Below are 15,128 nucleotides of genomic sequence, written 5' to 3'. Positions count from 1 at the left end.
AACCCGTCCTTCTTTCTGTTTCACACTTTAACATAGCAGATAAAAAAAAGAACAAGACTTTTGTCGGCAGGTTAAAAAAGTGTTCGCCAATTTTTTCACCAATTCATCCGCTGAATGGAATGAAGACATGAGCACCAAAAAGATAAAACCAAAAAGAAAAAGCGATCGCAGGAACAAAGGGAAATGGCTCGTCTAATTGAAAGGAAAAGACCTTCGCATAGACCATTCCGCCGATAGATGAGAGAAAAAGAATGATGAGGAATGCCTTTAAACCAAAGCAAAACGCAAGCACACCGAACAGCTTCATATCAGCCCCGCCCATGCTGTTTGGCTTAAAACAAACTAAACTATAAAATAAGAGAAAACAAAAAAGCAGAGAAGCCGCCCCTTCCCACCAAATAAAAAATGGTTCTAGCGTGCGGTATATGACGAAAAGAGGAAAAAAGAAGAGAAACAGCTCGTTTGGCACCCTCATATAAAGAAGATCGCTCACGACAGCAATCACGAATAAACTACAAAGAATCACAAGAAAAAGGCCTTCAAACGAAAAACCAGCGTTCCTATAAATGAACAAAAAAAGGCTGCCTGACAGCAGCTCGACCATTGGATATAGCAAAGACAACCGAATGCCGCAATGTTTGCACGCCCCTCTCAATAAAGCATACGAAACGAGCGGGATCATCTCGTGCAAGGAAAGCGGCTGTTTACAGGCTGTGCAGTGAGAACGAGGAAAGAGTATGGACCTCTTCATTGGCAGCCTTTCACCAACTAGATGAAAAAACGACCCCATGGTGATGCCTGCAAGAAACACAAAAATTCCAATCATATTAGTGGCTCCTTCCGGGAATAAGATAGATCAGATTTTACCATCACCATTTACATTGAGCACCTAGCGAAAATGTGATTTTATCCCCCTTCTACACATCAAAAAAAAAGACACAAATGGCATAGTAGCCTTTTGCGTCTTTTCATGATCCTAAAATACGATTTCGTATATCTGAAATAAAATAAAGGGAGCCTGTCACAAGGATCACTGCCCAAGGATCAGCGCTTTTTTTCTGAATCCATTCAAGCACTGCACGAGGGTCATCATCAAACGATTTTGTTTCTAAATGACTGCAAGCATAAAGCTTTTCCGCTGATTCAGCTCTTGGAAAGTCAAATGAAACAAAATGAATAGATGAACTAATGGCTTCAAGCTTTTGAATCATTTGTTTGTACGGCTTATCTTTTAAAGCACTAAAACATATATGCACCTGTTTACTGGAAAAATGAGCTTGTACGGTTTCGATTAACCGGTCCATTCCCTCTTCATTATGAGCACCGTCTAGATAGACAGGAGGATGATCTTTGACTTTTTCAAATCTTCCAGCCCATACTGCTTGCCGAATCCCTTTATACAAATGCTCTTCTGTCACACTGATATAGCCTTCTTGCTCCAGCCATTCAATCAATAGAACGGCAAGAGATGCATTTTGCCTTTGGTGCGTTCCAATTAACCCTGTTTCAAGCTCTGGATACTGCCTTTTTGGGGTGCGTAACGTGAAACGTTCACCTGTTTCTGTCGGCTGCTGCTGATCAATGGTACATGTATCATGTAATGAGATGCATACGGCATTCTTTTCTATTGCAGTGTTCTGAATGACAGCTAGTGCCTCTCGTTGATGAACTGCCGTGATCATCGGAATACCATCTTTTATAATGCCTGCTTTTTCAGCTGCAATCTGTTCAAGTGTGACGCCTAAAATCGCCATATGATCATGGCCAATTGACGTAATGGACGTTAAAATCGGCACTGCAACATTTGTTGAATCAAGCCTTCCGCCAAGCCCTGTTTCCAATAGGACAAAGTCTACTTGGCGCACATGGGCAAAATAAGCAAATGCACATGCTGTAATGATTTCAAATTCTGTTGCTGCGCCAAGCTCTGTTCCATCTAATTCATCAACATAAGGCTTTATCTCATTCACCAAACTCAGCCATTCTTCATCCTGAATAGGCGCTCCATTTACGCTGATTCGTTCATTGAACGTTAAAATAAACGGAGAGGTGAAAGTTCCAACTGAATAGCCGGCTTCCTGTAAAACGGAACGAGTAAACGCAATGGTTGACCCTTTTCCATTTGTACCTGCAACATGCACCGTTTTTATTTTTTGTTCAGGATGGCCTAGTCTGTTCATTAGCCACTTCATTCTTTCAAGACCTGGTTTTACGCCAAAGGCCAGTCTGCTATGAATCCACTCAATGGCTTCATGATAGGTTGTAAACAATGTCATCTCTCATTTCATAAGAAATTTTCAAAAAAGACGACTCCATTCCGTTAGGAGCCGTCTTTTCAACATTATGCTTTCAGCTCTTCAATCCGCTTTTGAACAGCTTCGCGTTTTGCGACATAATCACGTTCTTTCGCACGCTCTTCTTCTACGACACTTTCAGGCGCTTTTTTCATAAAGCCTTCGTTGCCAAGCTTTTTCTGTACTCGTTCTACTTCTTTTGTCAGCTTATCAAGCTCTTTTTGCAGACGAGCAATTTCTTCATCTAAGTTGATTAAGCCTTCAAGCGGTAGAATGAGTTCTGCTCCAGAAATGACAGCCGTCATGGCTTTATCACTAGCTGGGACATCTGTGCCAATCTCAAGAACACTTGGATTCGTAAAGCGCTCAATATATGAACGATTCTTCTCTAAACGATCTTGTACATCAGATGTGGATGCTTTGATGTAAAGCTCGACTTGTTTGCTCATTGGTGTGTTTACTTCACTGCGGATGTTACGAACAGAGCGGATGAGCTCCACAAGCAGTTTCATATCAGCAGACGCTTGTTCGTTTGAAAGCTCCGGCTTCACTTCAGGCCATTTCGCAAGTGTAATGGACTCACCTTCATGCGGAAGATGCTGCCAGATTTCTTCTGTTAAGAACGGCATAAATGGATGAAGAAGTCTCATCGTTTGATCTAATACATACGCAAGGATCGAACGAGTCGTTTTCTTCGCAGCTTCATCTTCTCCATAAAGAGGAAGCTTCGCCATCTCAATGTACCAATCACAGAAATCATCCCAAATGAAGTTATATAAATGTCTGCCAACTTCACCGAATTCATACTTGTCAGCAAGCTGTGTGACACTTTCAATCGTTTCATTTAAGCGGGTCAAGATCCATTGGTCAGCAACTGATTTTTCACCTGTCAAATCAAGTTCATCATACGTTAAACCATCCATATTCATTAAAGCAAAACGGGATGCGTTCCAAATTTTGTTCGCAAAGTTCCAAGTGGATTCAACCTTTTCAAAGCTAAAGCGAAGATCCTGACCTGGTGAGCTACCAGTGGCTAAGAAATATCTTAATGAATCCGCACCGTATTTGTCGATGACCTCCATTGGATCAATTCCGTTGCCAAGCGACTTACTCATTTTACGCCCTTGTTCATCTCGGATGAGCCCATGAATAAGAACATCTTTGAACGGTTTTTCTCCTGTGAATTCAAGAGCTTGGAAGATCATACGAGATACCCAGAAGAAAATGATGTCATAGCCAGTTACAAGCAGGTTTGTTGGATAGTAGCGCTTGAAGTCTTCATTGTCTGCATCCGGCCAGCCCATTGTGGAGAAAGGCCAAAGCGCTGAACTAAACCATGTATCAAGGACATCGTTATCTTGTTCCCAGTTCTCAATATCTTCTGGCGCTTCCAGTCCAACGTATACTTCTTTCGTTTCTTTATGGTACCAAGCCGGGATACGGTGTCCCCACCATAGCTGGCGAGAAATACACCAGTCACGGATATTTTCCATCCAGTGTAAATATGTCTTTTCGAATCGGTCTGGAACAAATTGGACTTGGTCATCACCTTTTTGCAGGTTGATGGCTTCATCCGCCAGCGGCTGCATTTTCACAAACCATTGGGTAGATAAGTACGGTTCAACAACAGATCCGCTTCGCTCACTGTGACCAACTGAATGCATATGATCCTCAATTTTGAACAAAATGCCTTCTTCCTGTAAATCTTTCACCAGCTGTTTACGGCATTCAAAGCGGTCCATCCCTTTGTATTGCAGCGCATTTGCATTCATTGTGCCATCTTCATTCATGACAAGAATTCGCTCTAGCTCATGGCGGTTTCCAAGCTCAAAATCATTCGGGTCATGAGCAGGTGTAATTTTCACAGCCCCTGAACCAAACTCCATATCGACATAGTCATCACCGACGATTGGGATCTCACGTCCTGTAATTGGTAAAATAACTGTTTTGCCAATCAAATGCTGATAGCGTTCGTCTTCAGGATGCACAGCTACTGCCGTATCTCCAAGCATTGTTTCAGGTCTTGTTGTCGCAATTTCAATTGAACCTGTTCCATCTGCCAGCGGATATCTCAAGTGATAAAACGCACCTTGAACATCCTTATAAATCACTTCAATATCAGAAAGTGCAGTCTTTGTCGCTGGATCCCAGTTAATGATGTACTCTCCGCGATAGATAAGCCCTTTTTCATATAATTGGACAAACACTTGACGAACAGCTTTATTCAGACCCTCATCTAATGTAAAACGTTCACGCGAGTAATCTAGACCAAGGCCCATTTTCGCCCACTGACTGCGAATAAAATCCGCATATTCTTCTTTCCACTTCCACGTTTCTTCCACAAACTTTTCGCGTCCAAGGTCATAACGGCTCACGCCTTCTTCACGAAGTTTTGCTTCTACCTTTGCTTGAGTAGCAATACCGGCATGGTCCATTCCTGGGAGCCATAGAACATCATAGCCCTGCATTCGTTTCATGCGCGTCACGATGTCTTGAAGTGTTGAATCCCATGCATGCCCAAGATGCAATTTCCCTGTCACGTTTGGTGGAGGAATGACGACTGTATATGGATCTTTCGTTTTGTCATTTTGCGCTTCGAAGAATTTTCCTTCAAGCCAGTACGTATAGCGGTCTTTTTCAATCGCATTTGGATCGTACTTTGTTGGCATTTCTTGATTATTTGTTTCCATTTGTGTACCTCCACATTTTTTCGGCTGATGAAACATAAAAAAGCCTTTCCATCCTTATAAAAGGACGAAAAAGCTTTTTCGCGGTACCACCTTTTTTCACAGGACACATACACGTGTCCCGTACACTCTAAAGGATAACGGGGTTCTCCCGAATTTCTCTACTTGTTCATTCAAGAAATTAAGCTCACAGGCGACCTTCCAAACAAGCACATCCTAGGAAACCTTTCAGCTAGTGGTTTCCCTCTCTTTAGGGTCTTGCTCGTACTCTTCCTGATCCACGCTTACGATATATCACGTTCATCAGCACATACTCATCTTTTATTAATATTACTAAATGCCTTTTGTTTTCGTCAATCATCTTTTCCGCTTTTCTTCTGCTTTATACAAATTGGGCAGGCACCCTTCACCTTATTGCCCATATGATAATAACAAAATGAAGAAGGAGGGCGTTTTATTTTGAAGAAGATCAATCCTTACACACTTCCCCCCTGGCTTAGACAAATTCGGGCAGTTGCCTCCCAAGTCGTTCTCCCGATCGCCATATTTCAAGGGTTTCGCACGATCATTTTCCCCACAACATTTGACGTCCTCATCCTAGGTATTCTTATTTTTCTCGCCTGTGCCTTTCACCTTGATTGGTTTTAAAAACTCACGCTTATGTATCGGTCCTTCCTTTACAGAGAAATCATAAAGCCAACACAAAATCACCTCGTCATTCTGCTGATGACGAGGCATTTTGCTCTTCTTCAAGGCGTCTAGCCTGCTCAATCTCGTGAATCTTCATGACCGTCGGCTCTGAATTTTTCATTTGCCAATACGCTCTTAACAGCTGCTGGCAGCTTTCCATCTCATCCTGCCTGCCTGCTTCATAGGCTTTCACCATATCAAACAGACCTTGCGGATAAGCGAGGTAGCTTAAAAACAAATGAAGCTCTTCCTCCCGAAGAGGATTCCCCTTTTGATACATATAAAACAAGGAAGTGCATTCAGGACAAGACGTAGGATAGGTTTTGAATGTCCGAAAGTAAAAGGTCAGAAGGTCATAAATGGGGGCGGCCTTTTTGGACCGCTCAAAGTTGGTGAAATGTCCTGTGCCTACATCATTATACAAAAAGTGATGGATCGACAGCTGCCCATGATTTAACACAACACGTGTTGTCTCTTGTTCTTTCATTTCCTCATGCCAATCCTCTAATCGTTCAAGCGCAAATTCACTGGCAGACATAGCTTCTGAAAAATACATAGCAGCGGCCAGCTCAAATGGCGACATATACCACGTTTGCTCTGCCCGCTCTATGAATCGTTCATACATGTCTTTCTCTGTTTCCCATTTGGTCTTGATTTGTGTGTAATGGGCTTCAATTTCTCGCTCTGTGATGTCCATCATCACTTCAGTTCGTTTATGGAGTCTTGCAATCTCTTGAAATAAATATTCATGTTTATCGTCCTGCTCTTCTCGCTTTTCATTCGTCAGCCATGGCATGAGATAATATGCGTACTGGCTTTCCCGATGACTTGAGAAAAAGGAACCGCTCTTCGTCCGATAAATCGGCACAAAGGAGCGATAACCTTTTGATTCTAGTTCAAGCATTTGTTCTGTAAACTGCATTTGTCGATTTGCTTTCACTCTCTTTAGGGCAAAGACGCCCTGCTTTGTATACACCTTGACGACAGCAGGACTAACAGGTTCAATGTATTCAGCCTCAAGCCCATATTCATATAGGACAGATTGGATTTCATCCACGTTCATTCACCACATTTTCTCGGTCGGTCATCGCTTGCTATGCGTTGCTTTTTTGATATTCAGGAATATAAAGGATCTGCCCTTCTTCAAGCTCCGCATCAACCGATAATGAGTTCGTTCGAAGGAGCTGCTGCACATTCAACTGATATCGCTCACAAATACGATCGACCGTATCTTCTTGCTGAACTATACAAATTTTCATGCGAGAAAAATCTTCCTCCTCCTGCTTAGCGAACAGCTTCGTTAAATAAAGAGAATTCTCACTGCCAGACGTTTCCCTCACGTCATTTTCAGGCTCCTCCGCTTCTTGAGCAGACTCATACACCTTTGGTGCTTCCCGTTCATATAATCGCTCGATTTGATAAGTGTCATCCCGCTCTTCCTGCACCGGTTCCATATGATAAGCAGGTGGTTCAAATGCCGGATACGCTGGAACCGTTTCTTCTTGCTCTTCGGCTGCTTCAGGGTCTTTTCTCACTTCCACCTCAAAGAACGCCTCATCTCGCTCCTCTTCTTCTAATAGCTTAGGCGGTTCAAAAAATGGTGGCTCTTGCACCTGAGCTTCAGGGAAGGAGCGATAACCAAGTGCCATTGTTTCTTCTTGGTCCTCCGGTTCTTTCAATTCTTCCATTTCTTCATCATCTTCTTGCTCGGTGCGTGCGTCGTCAATTTGTATTGCAGCCTGTTCTTCATAGTCCTGACGTTCATTGTCTTGCAGCTCTTCTTGTTCCTCATGCTCCGGCTGCGCCTGATATTCATAGGTCACATCGCCATATTCCTCTTCAGTACGTTGCACAAATTCATAGGGCTCCTCTACAGGCACTTGAGGCGTTTCTTCATCTAACAGACCCTCAATCGCTAGATCAGCCTGAATGGTGAGCAAACGGCTTTCTGTGAGCTGGTAATCAAACGCATCAATAAACACAAACACATCATTTAAATGATTGATTTTGTTTTTAGGGATGGTGATATCCACTGGAAATTGATGCAGAAGCTCTGCTGTTCCGTCCTCTCTTACCTTCACCTCATCAGCTTGCCTGTATGATGCATAGGAACTGGATTCACCCAATCGCTCCTCTTGATTTATGTTGTATTCTCCTGTTAGCTCGAGTGAACCTCTAATGGAAACATAATCATTCACTTCTTGAACGAGAATGTCAGGATCGAGAGAAATTGACAGTAGCTCACTGACTTCCTGTCCGTTTTTGAAATAAATGGATTCTTCTACCGAAAACTGTAATCGATTGTTTTGAGACAAGTCGGTGTCCTCCTTTCATCTAATCCTTCAAAATAAAATTAGATGTCAATACAGGTGTATGTGAGAGGCGGTGAAAATATGATTGGTTTTCTCCAACGCAAAAAAGCCGATATGTCTCCATATCGGCTTCTGTTTATCGACGTAGTTTTTGAAAAACTTTTTCCACTGTCTCAATCGTATATTCGATGTCTTCATCCGTATGAGCAGTTGATAGGAACAATCCTTCGAATTGAGAAGGTGGAAGGAAGATGCCGTGGTCAGCCATTTCCTTGTAAAATTCAGCGAATAAATCAAGATCAGCTGTTTTCGCTTTGTCATAATTGATGACTTGTTCATTTGTAAAGAAGAATCCGATCATGGAACCCGCACGGTTAAACGTTAATGGAATACCATGTGCTTTCGCTGCTTTCGAAATTCCTTCTTCCAGTCGATCCCCTTTTCGTCTAAACTCTTCATAAGACTCAGGTGTCAGCTGTTTTAATGTTTCGAGACCTGCTGTCATCGCAAGAGGGTTACCAGATAACGTCCCTGCTTGATAGATCGGACCACTTGGCGCAATTTGTCTCATAATATCCGCTCTTCCGCCATAAGCGCCGACCGGGAGACCGCCTCCAATGACTTTACCAAGGCACGTCAGATCAGGTGTGATGCCAAAATAGCCTTGCGCGCAGTGATAATCCACACGGAAACCTGTCATGACCTCATCAAAAATGAGTAAAGATCCGTATTGCTCAGTGATGTCTCTCAGTCCTTGCAAGAAACCTTCTTGCGGAGGAACAACGCCCATATTTCCTGCTACCGGTTCTACAATGACACCTGCGATATCGTCTCCAAATTCTTGAAAAGCGACTTGAATGCTTTCTAAATCATTGTATGGAACTGTGATCGTATTGCTTGCAGTACCTTCAGGAACACCAGGACTATCTGGAAGCCCAAGTGTCGCCACACCTGAACCCGCTTTAATCAGTAAAGAATCACCATGGCCATGATAGCAACCTTCAAATTTCACAATTTTATTTCTGCCTGTAAAACCGCGTGCTAGACGAAGTGCACTCATTGTCGCCTCTGTTCCAGAGCTGACCATCCGAATGACTTCAATAGAAGGAACTCGTTCTGATACAAGTTTAGCTAATTCATTTTCAACTAAAGTAGAAGCACCAAAGCTTGTACCATATTCAGCTACTCGCTGAATACTTTCGACAACACGGTCATTCGTATGTCCTAAAATGAGCGGTCCCCATGATAAGACATAATCGATGTATTCATTTCCATCAATATCGTATATCTTTGCACCTTTGCCTCGTTCCATAAAAATCGGGTCTGTGTTGACTGATTTAAATGCACGTACTGGGCTGTTAACACCACCAGGCATTAAATGCTGCGCTTCTTCAAATGCTTGCTTAGATTTTTCATAGCTACGTCCCATTTCAACGTCCTCCTGTCTATCCGTTCTTTATTCTGAGAGCCATTTTGCCGCATCTTTTGCATGATACGTAATGATTAACTCTGCCCCTGCTCGTTTCATGCTTGTCAACATTTCAAGTACAAGCTCTTTTTCAGAAATCCAGCCATTTTGAGCTGCGGCTTTGACCATTGCATACTCTCCGCTTACATTGTAAGCGACAACAGGTAGTGTAAATTCATTTTTCACATCACGCATAATATCTAAATAAGAGAGAGATGGTTTGACAATCAGGAAGTCAGCCCCCTCTTCGACATCAGATTGCGCTTCTCTCAGTGCCTCTAAACGGTTTGCAGGGTCCATTTGATACGTTTTACGATCTCCAAACTGTGGTGTACTATGCGCTGCATCACGAAACGGACCGTAAAAAGCACTTGCGTATTTCACGGCATAAGACATCACAGGCACATGAATAAAACCAGCTTCATCAAGTGCCTCACGGATTGCGATAACAAAGCCATCCATCATGTTTGAAGGAGCGATGATATCTGCACCTGCACGCGCTTGGCTAACAGCTGTTTTTGCTAAAAGCTGAAGAGATTCATCATTTAAAATTTCACCATCTTCAACGATTCCGCAATGTCCATGATCTGTATATTGGCATAAGCAAGTATCTGCAATAACAACAAGCTCAGGGAAATGCTTTTTGATCTCAAGCGTTGCTCTTTGAACAATGCCATGATCGTGATACGCCTCACTACCCACATGATCTTTATGATCTGGTACACCAAATACAATGACGGATTTAATGCCAAGATCAACAAGTTCTTGGACTTCTTCTTTCACAAGATCCACCGAAATGTGATATACACCCGGCATTGAAGGCACTTCTTTCCGGACATTTTCTCCCTCTACAAAAAAGATCGGATAAATGAAATCAGATGGTCTTAAAAATGTTTCTCTGACTAGTTCTCTCATTCCTGCGCTTGTACGCAATCTACGGTGTCTATTAAATTTCATCATTGGTTCAACTTCCTTTCAGATAGACGGCACATCAAATCAAGCATCCCATCTACCGTATAAGTATCTGGGGTTTCAGACGAAATCCCGTATTGAATCAGTGCCTCTTTTGTAAGAGGACCTATCGTCACAAAACATGTGTCAGATGCAGCTAACCTAGATGCATCTGCTTCCATGGCATGCATAAATGAATGAACAGTGGATGAGCTCGTAAATGTAATAAAATCAAATGATTGCTCCATCATTGCCGATTTGAGGGCGGCAATTCCCTCCTCATCCTTGACTGTTTCATATAAAATCCATTCCTTTACTTCTATGCCAAGTGGAACGAGGGTTTGTTTCACCACATCTCGTGACAAGTGGCCTTTTGCTACAAATACACGCTCTCCCGGGAGCACATGGTCAAGTAAGGCATCTGCCAGCTCTTCCGCTATAAATCGTTCTGGGACCACATCAACCTTGAAGCCATGCTGCTCAAGATAGGCAGATGTTTTCTCACCTACAGCAGCCACTTTCAAGTGGGATAAGCTCTGATGTAAATGATGCTCCTCTATATAACTGAGAAAAAAAGACGCACCATTTACACTCGTGAAAACAAGCCAATGGCTTACTTCTAAGTCTTTTAAAAATGCCTTCGCTTTTTCTTGTGTGAGCGTAGGCTCAAACCTGATAAGAGAAGTTAAAACAGCATGGCCGTTCAGCGCTTCAATTTTCTGCTGAAACACACCCGCTTGACGTTCATTTCGAGTGACAAGCACCGTCTGCCCGTGAAGCGATTTGGCTATGGTCATTGGGAGGACAGATCCTTTTTCACCTTGTCGATCAAATCCTTTGCTCCCTTATCAGCCATCTGCTTCGCGCACGCTTTACCAATTGCTTCAGGGTCAGTGCCTGTTACGGTTTCTCGAAAAATCGTGTGCCCGTCAGCAGATGCCACAAGACCCGTCAGTTCAATTTCATCACGCTCATTCATTGTCGCGTAACCAGCGATCGGCACTTGGCAACTGCCATCCATTTGCTTGAGAAAGGCTCTTTCAGCGAGTACTGTTTTCTTCGTATATTCATTCGTAAATTGAGCAAGGAGCTGCAATAGCTCTTCATCATCTCCGCGGCATTCGATCGAGAGCGCGCCTTGTCCAACGGCGGGCAGGCAAGTATCTGGAGATAAAAATTCCGACACGACCTCTTTGCTCCATCCCATTCTGGACAGGCCGGCAGCAGCTAGAATAATGGCATCATATTCTTCATTTTTCAGCTTCTCAAGTCTTGTGTCAATGTTTCCTCGAATCCATTTAATTTCAAGATCTGGTCTCTCCTGAAGAAGCTGGGCACTACGCCGTAAGCTGCTCGTTCCCACAATGGCTCCCTTTGGCAGTTCATGAAGACGGAGATGATCCTTCGAAATAAGTGCGTCCCGCACATCTTCACGCTCAGGAATACAGCCAATGACTAAACCTTCCGGAAGAGCGGCCGGCATATCTTTCATGCTGTGCACCGCCATATCAATGTCATGATTCATCATTGCCTGTTCAATCTCTTTGACAAACAGTCCTTTTCCGCCAACCTTTGATAAGGTCACATCTAAAATTTGATCACCCTTCGTCACAATTTCTTTTATTTCGAAAGAATAAGAAGGGTTTAGTTCAGACAGCTTTTGAATGACCCATTTTGTTTGTGTAATTGCAAGCTTACTTCGTCTAGAACCTACTTTAATTGTACGCATTACGTCTTCCTCCCGACAATGCCCTTAAAACTCATCATTATTGAAACCAATGAAAGGTTGATAAGCTACCAAGCAGAAAATAATTGATCATCAGCACAAGAAATGAGGCGACATTCCAACGTGCCACAATTTTGCCCTGCATATTTCTCGCCAATCTGATATATAAATAAAAGCCGTATAAAAACAGCATAATAAACGAACCAAGTACCTTCGCATCTGTCCAGTACAACGTATCATACGAAATATATGCCCAAATAATGCCAAGAATTAAACTTAGCAAGAGCATTGGCACGCCAATAATATTTAACACGTAGGCCATATGATCAAGCTTTGATAAGTCTTCAATTCTCAGAAGCCATTTTCCCCACTTTTTCTTTTTCAGCAAACGATATTGAAAAAGATAGAGAAGTGAAAAAGCAAATGAAAGTGAAAAGGCACCATATGATAATATGGCCATCGTAATATGAATCACGAGCAGTTCACTCGTCAGCTTCCCCGCCAGTTCCGCCGAATGGAGATCAGATGGTGTAAAGGTATGAATCGCCATCATGGAAAAACCAATCACATTTGTAAAAAAGACAATAAATTCAACGCGCAATACTTTTGTGAGGACGAGTGAAAGTGTCACAAGCACCCACGTATAAAAATATAACCCCTCTGCTACATTCAACACAGGGAATCGGTCTGTTTCCACCATAATATAGAACATGTAGACTGTTTGCAGCAGCCAGACAATAGAAAGCAACCAGAAAGCCATTTTTCCAGCCTTCCGGTTGTGTTGAAGAAAATCTATGAAATAGAACAAGACACTTAGTGCATAGATCAAGATCGTCGCTTCGTTGAGTCTCGCTACAATGGATTCCATCATCGCTTAATCACTCACTGGCAACTGTAGCAAAGCCTTGTGCCATATTTGGTTTAAACAGCTGAAATGACCCTTGCTCTACCTGTACAGGTTCTACCTTTTGCTCTTCATCTTCAACCTGTAAATCAAAGATTTCTTTAAAGAGTAAAAGTTTTTCCTCTGCATTCGGCTCCCCGGCAATTTCCTTTGCCTTTAAGATAGGATCTTTCAGCATTTGATTGATGATGCTTTTCGTATGTTTATTTAACAGCTTCATTTCACGGTGCGTGAGGTTTGGAAGCTTTCGTTCAATGCTTTGCATCGTATCCGCTTGAATCGTGAGCGCCTTTTCTCTTAAAGCAGAAATGACAGGAACAACACCTAGCGTATTAAGCCATTGCTTAAATTCCACAATTTCTGCTTCAATGAGGAGTTCAACCTCCTCAGCCACTGCCCGACGCTCTTTTAAGTTGGCTGCCACAATGCCCTCAAGATCATCAATGTCATACAAAAAAGCATCTTCTACTTCAGAAATGGCTGGATCTAAATCGCGGGGTACTGCAATATCCACCATAAATAGGGGTCTGCCTTTCCGCTTTTTATTCGCACTTTCGACCATTTCTTTTGTAATGACAAATTGTTTAGCACCAGTCGAGCTAATGACAATGTCCGCATCAGATAATGTCTTTTCTAATTGGTTTAAGCTCTTAGGCTCTCCTGAAAAACGGCCGGCCAATTCTTTTGCCTTCTCATATGTTCGATTGATGACCGTCACCTGACCAATTCCTTGGCCTTGTAGGTTTTGTGCTGCCAGTTCACCCATTTTACCCGCACCAAGAATAAGGACATGCTTATCAGAAAGACGTCCAAAGATTTTTTTGGCAAGCTCAACAGCTGCATAGCTGACAGACACGGCATTAGACGCAATATCTGTTTCCGCATGAGAGCGTTTTGCAACGGTGACCGCCTGCTTAAATAAATAATTGAAAACGGTACCAATGGTCTTCTCCTCTTGAGATACTTTAAAGCTGGAGCGCACTTGACCGAGTATTTGTGTTTCACCAATCACCATGGAATCAAGTCCACAGGCAACACGGAATAAATGCTCAACCGCTCCATCGTTTTCATAAAACTTCAAATATGGAGAGACATCCTCTTTTTCTAAACCGAACCAATCTGCTAAAAATCTTTTTATATAAAACCGACCAGTATGAAGCTGATCTACAACTGCGTAGATCTCTGTTCGATTACATGTTGAGATGACGATATTCTCTAGAATGCTTTTTTCTTCTTTAAGCTTGGACATCGCTGTTCCGAGCTCGCTCGGTTCAAAGCTCAGCTGTTCCCGTATCTCAACAGGGGCTGTTTTATAATCTAAACCCACAACAAGAATATGCATAACTTCAGCTTGCACCCCCAACGCCCTATCTAATTTATAATAATTATAATATAGAATTTATTATTTATAATGATTATAACATATATTCATTTTTAACTGGATTAAAATTGTGAACAGATTTCAAAAATGTTGTGATATAGTAGAAAAATGTTCGACATCAATCATGCCATATCATTACTTCAAGCAATTTACCAGATTTGGCGTGTGCGGACAAATGATCTGCTTAAAAGAAGGTGACATCTTTGAAGAAGAAATCCATTTTGCTGCCGCTCACTTTGCTGGCTGTAGCGCTTTATGCCATTCTCTCAGGAGGTCAATTTGACATCTGGAAAGACCAGGAGAAATGGTATACACTTGTACTGTTTTTTGGCCTTGCTTTCTTATATCAAGGAAAGAAGGAGCAGGAAACTTCTCATGTGTTTATCGGTATGCTCATGACTGGCCTTTCGCTACACTTTATTCTTCAGCCGAAATTGGACCACTGGCCAGACACATTTACGATGATTGTGTTCATCGTTGGACTTGCGCTCTTTATGAAATCATCTCAGAAAAAGGAATATCGTATAGAAAGTGTTGCTTTAATCGGACTCGGTCTGTTCCTTTATTTCTTTCAACAAATTACAAAACAGCTTAGCTCACTCTCTATCCCTACTTCCGGCTTTGAATTGTACTGGCCCTATGTACTGATGGCAGTCAGTCTCCTCTTATTATTTTTAAAAAGGAAATAACTTATACAATAAAAAGGCATCTACTT

The 15,128-nt window shown here is 42.4% G+C and carries 13 protein-coding genes and 1 other annotated feature; of the genes, 2 read left to right on the top strand and 11 right to left on the bottom strand.

The window, feature by feature from the left end; all coding sequences use genetic code 11:
- Nucleotides 1-103 precede the first annotated feature (103 nt).
- The 3 genes from BA70_RS09475 to BA70_RS09465 all read right to left on the bottom strand — a co-directional run bounded on the left by BA70_RS09475 (nt 104) and on the right by BA70_RS09465 (nt 4,984).
- Entirely contained in the window at nt 104-826 is a 723-nt protein-coding gene (locus BA70_RS09475; protein WP_034321237.1) for a prepilin peptidase, read from the bottom strand.
- Nucleotides 827-968: 142 nt separating this feature from the next.
- Entirely contained in the window at nt 969-2,276 is a 1,308-nt protein-coding gene (locus BA70_RS09470) for a bifunctional folylpolyglutamate synthase/dihydrofolate synthase (RefSeq protein WP_034321235.1), read from the bottom strand.
- Between the two features lie 65 nt (nt 2,277-2,341).
- The gene (locus BA70_RS09465) at nt 2,342-4,984 is read right to left on the bottom strand and encodes a valine--tRNA ligase (protein ID WP_034321232.1); all 2,643 of its coding nucleotides are present in this window, start codon (nt 4,982-4,984) and stop codon (nt 2,342-2,344) included.
- Nucleotides 4,985-5,041: 57 nt separating this feature from the next.
- Nucleotides 5,042-5,271, bottom strand: a binding site (T-box leader).
- Nucleotides 5,272-5,440: 169 nt separating this feature from the next.
- Between BA70_RS09465 and BA70_RS20560 the strand changes: the two genes are divergently transcribed.
- A complete protein-coding gene (locus BA70_RS20560) occupies nt 5,441-5,629 on the top strand; it encodes a hypothetical protein (RefSeq protein WP_003216497.1) in 189 nt (62 codons plus the stop codon).
- A 67-nt stretch (nt 5,630-5,696) separates the two neighbouring features.
- Here the strand turns inward: BA70_RS20560 and ysxE are convergent, their stop codons facing one another.
- The 8 genes from ysxE to hemA all read right to left on the bottom strand — a co-directional run bounded on the left by ysxE (nt 5,697) and on the right by hemA (nt 14,374).
- Nucleotides 5,697-6,728 carry a spore coat protein YsxE gene (ysxE, locus tag BA70_RS09455; RefSeq protein ID WP_034321229.1) on the bottom strand — a complete coding sequence of 344 codons (1,032 nt, stop codon included), beginning with the start codon at nt 6,726-6,728 and terminating at the stop codon, nt 5,697-5,699.
- A 37-nt stretch (nt 6,729-6,765) separates the two neighbouring features.
- A complete protein-coding gene (gene spoVID / locus BA70_RS09450; RefSeq protein ID WP_034321227.1) occupies nt 6,766-7,986 on the bottom strand; it encodes a stage VI sporulation protein D in 1,221 nt (406 codons plus the stop codon).
- Nucleotides 7,987-8,119: 133 nt separating this feature from the next.
- Complete coding sequence (hemL, locus tag BA70_RS09445; RefSeq protein WP_034321225.1) at nt 8,120-9,412, bottom strand: glutamate-1-semialdehyde 2,1-aminomutase; 1,293 nt, start codon at nt 9,410-9,412, stop codon at nt 8,120-8,122.
- A 27-nt stretch (nt 9,413-9,439) separates the two neighbouring features.
- Nucleotides 9,440-10,411 (bottom strand): porphobilinogen synthase, encoded by a 972-nt coding sequence (gene hemB, locus BA70_RS09440; protein ID WP_034321223.1) that lies wholly within the window; start codon nt 10,409-10,411, stop codon nt 9,440-9,442.
- Complete coding sequence (locus tag BA70_RS09435; protein WP_034321221.1) at nt 10,408-11,199, bottom strand: uroporphyrinogen-III synthase; 792 nt, start codon at nt 11,197-11,199, stop codon at nt 10,408-10,410. The genes hemB and BA70_RS09435 overlap by 4 nt, the downstream gene beginning before the upstream one ends.
- Entirely contained in the window at nt 11,196-12,131 is a 936-nt protein-coding gene (gene hemC / locus BA70_RS09430) for a hydroxymethylbilane synthase (protein WP_034321219.1), read from the bottom strand. The genes BA70_RS09435 and hemC overlap by 4 nt, the downstream gene beginning before the upstream one ends.
- 37 nt (nt 12,132-12,168) lie before the next feature.
- A complete protein-coding gene (locus BA70_RS09425) occupies nt 12,169-12,999 on the bottom strand; it encodes a cytochrome c biogenesis protein (RefSeq protein ID WP_034321216.1) in 831 nt (276 codons plus the stop codon).
- A 7-nt stretch (nt 13,000-13,006) separates the two neighbouring features.
- On the bottom strand, nt 13,007-14,374 hold the full coding sequence (hemA, locus tag BA70_RS09420) for a glutamyl-tRNA reductase (protein ID WP_034321213.1): 1,368 nt from the start codon (nt 14,372-14,374) through the stop codon (nt 13,007-13,009).
- 242 nt (nt 14,375-14,616) lie between these two features.
- Here hemA and BA70_RS09415 point away from each other — a divergent pair, with 242 nt between their 5' ends.
- A complete protein-coding gene (locus BA70_RS09415; protein ID WP_034321210.1) occupies nt 14,617-15,102 on the top strand; it encodes a hypothetical protein in 486 nt (161 codons plus the stop codon).
- Nucleotides 15,103-15,128 lie beyond the last annotated feature (26 nt).

The organism is Bacillus zhangzhouensis, from assembly GCF_000715205.1.
GTDB lineage: Bacteria > Bacillota > Bacilli > Bacillales > Bacillaceae > Bacillus > Bacillus zhangzhouensis.
This window is presented reverse-complemented; position numbering and strand designations above follow the sequence as displayed.

Bases quoted from the DNA above. Each gene is read 5' to 3' on its own strand.
- hemC (WP_034321219.1), bottom strand. From the start codon at position 12,131: ATGCGTACAATTAAAGTAGGTTCTAGACGAAGTAAGCTTGCAATTACA.
- hemB (WP_034321223.1), bottom strand. From the start codon at position 10,411: ATGATGAAATTTAATAGACACCGTAGATTGCGTACAAGCGCAGGAATG.
- BA70_RS09435 (WP_034321221.1), bottom strand. From the start codon at position 11,199: ATGACCATAGCCAAATCGCTTCACGGGCAGACGGTGCTTGTCACTCGA.
- hemL (WP_034321225.1), bottom strand. From the start codon at position 9,412: ATGGGACGTAGCTATGAAAAATCTAAGCAAGCATTTGAAGAAGCGCAG.
- BA70_RS09470 (WP_034321235.1), bottom strand. From the start codon at position 2,276: ATGACATTGTTTACAACCTATCATGAAGCCATTGAGTGGATTCATAGC.
- BA70_RS09475 (WP_034321237.1), bottom strand. From the start codon at position 826: ATGATTGGAATTTTTGTGTTTCTTGCAGGCATCACCATGGGGTCGTTT.
- BA70_RS09425 (WP_034321216.1), bottom strand. From the start codon at position 12,999: ATGATGGAATCCATTGTAGCGAGACTCAACGAAGCGACGATCTTGATC.
- BA70_RS09465 (WP_034321232.1), bottom strand. From the start codon at position 4,984: ATGGAAACAAATAATCAAGAAATGCCAACAAAGTACGATCCAAATGCG.
- hemA (WP_034321213.1), bottom strand. From the start codon at position 14,374: ATGCATATTCTTGTTGTGGGTTTAGATTATAAAACAGCCCCTGTTGAG.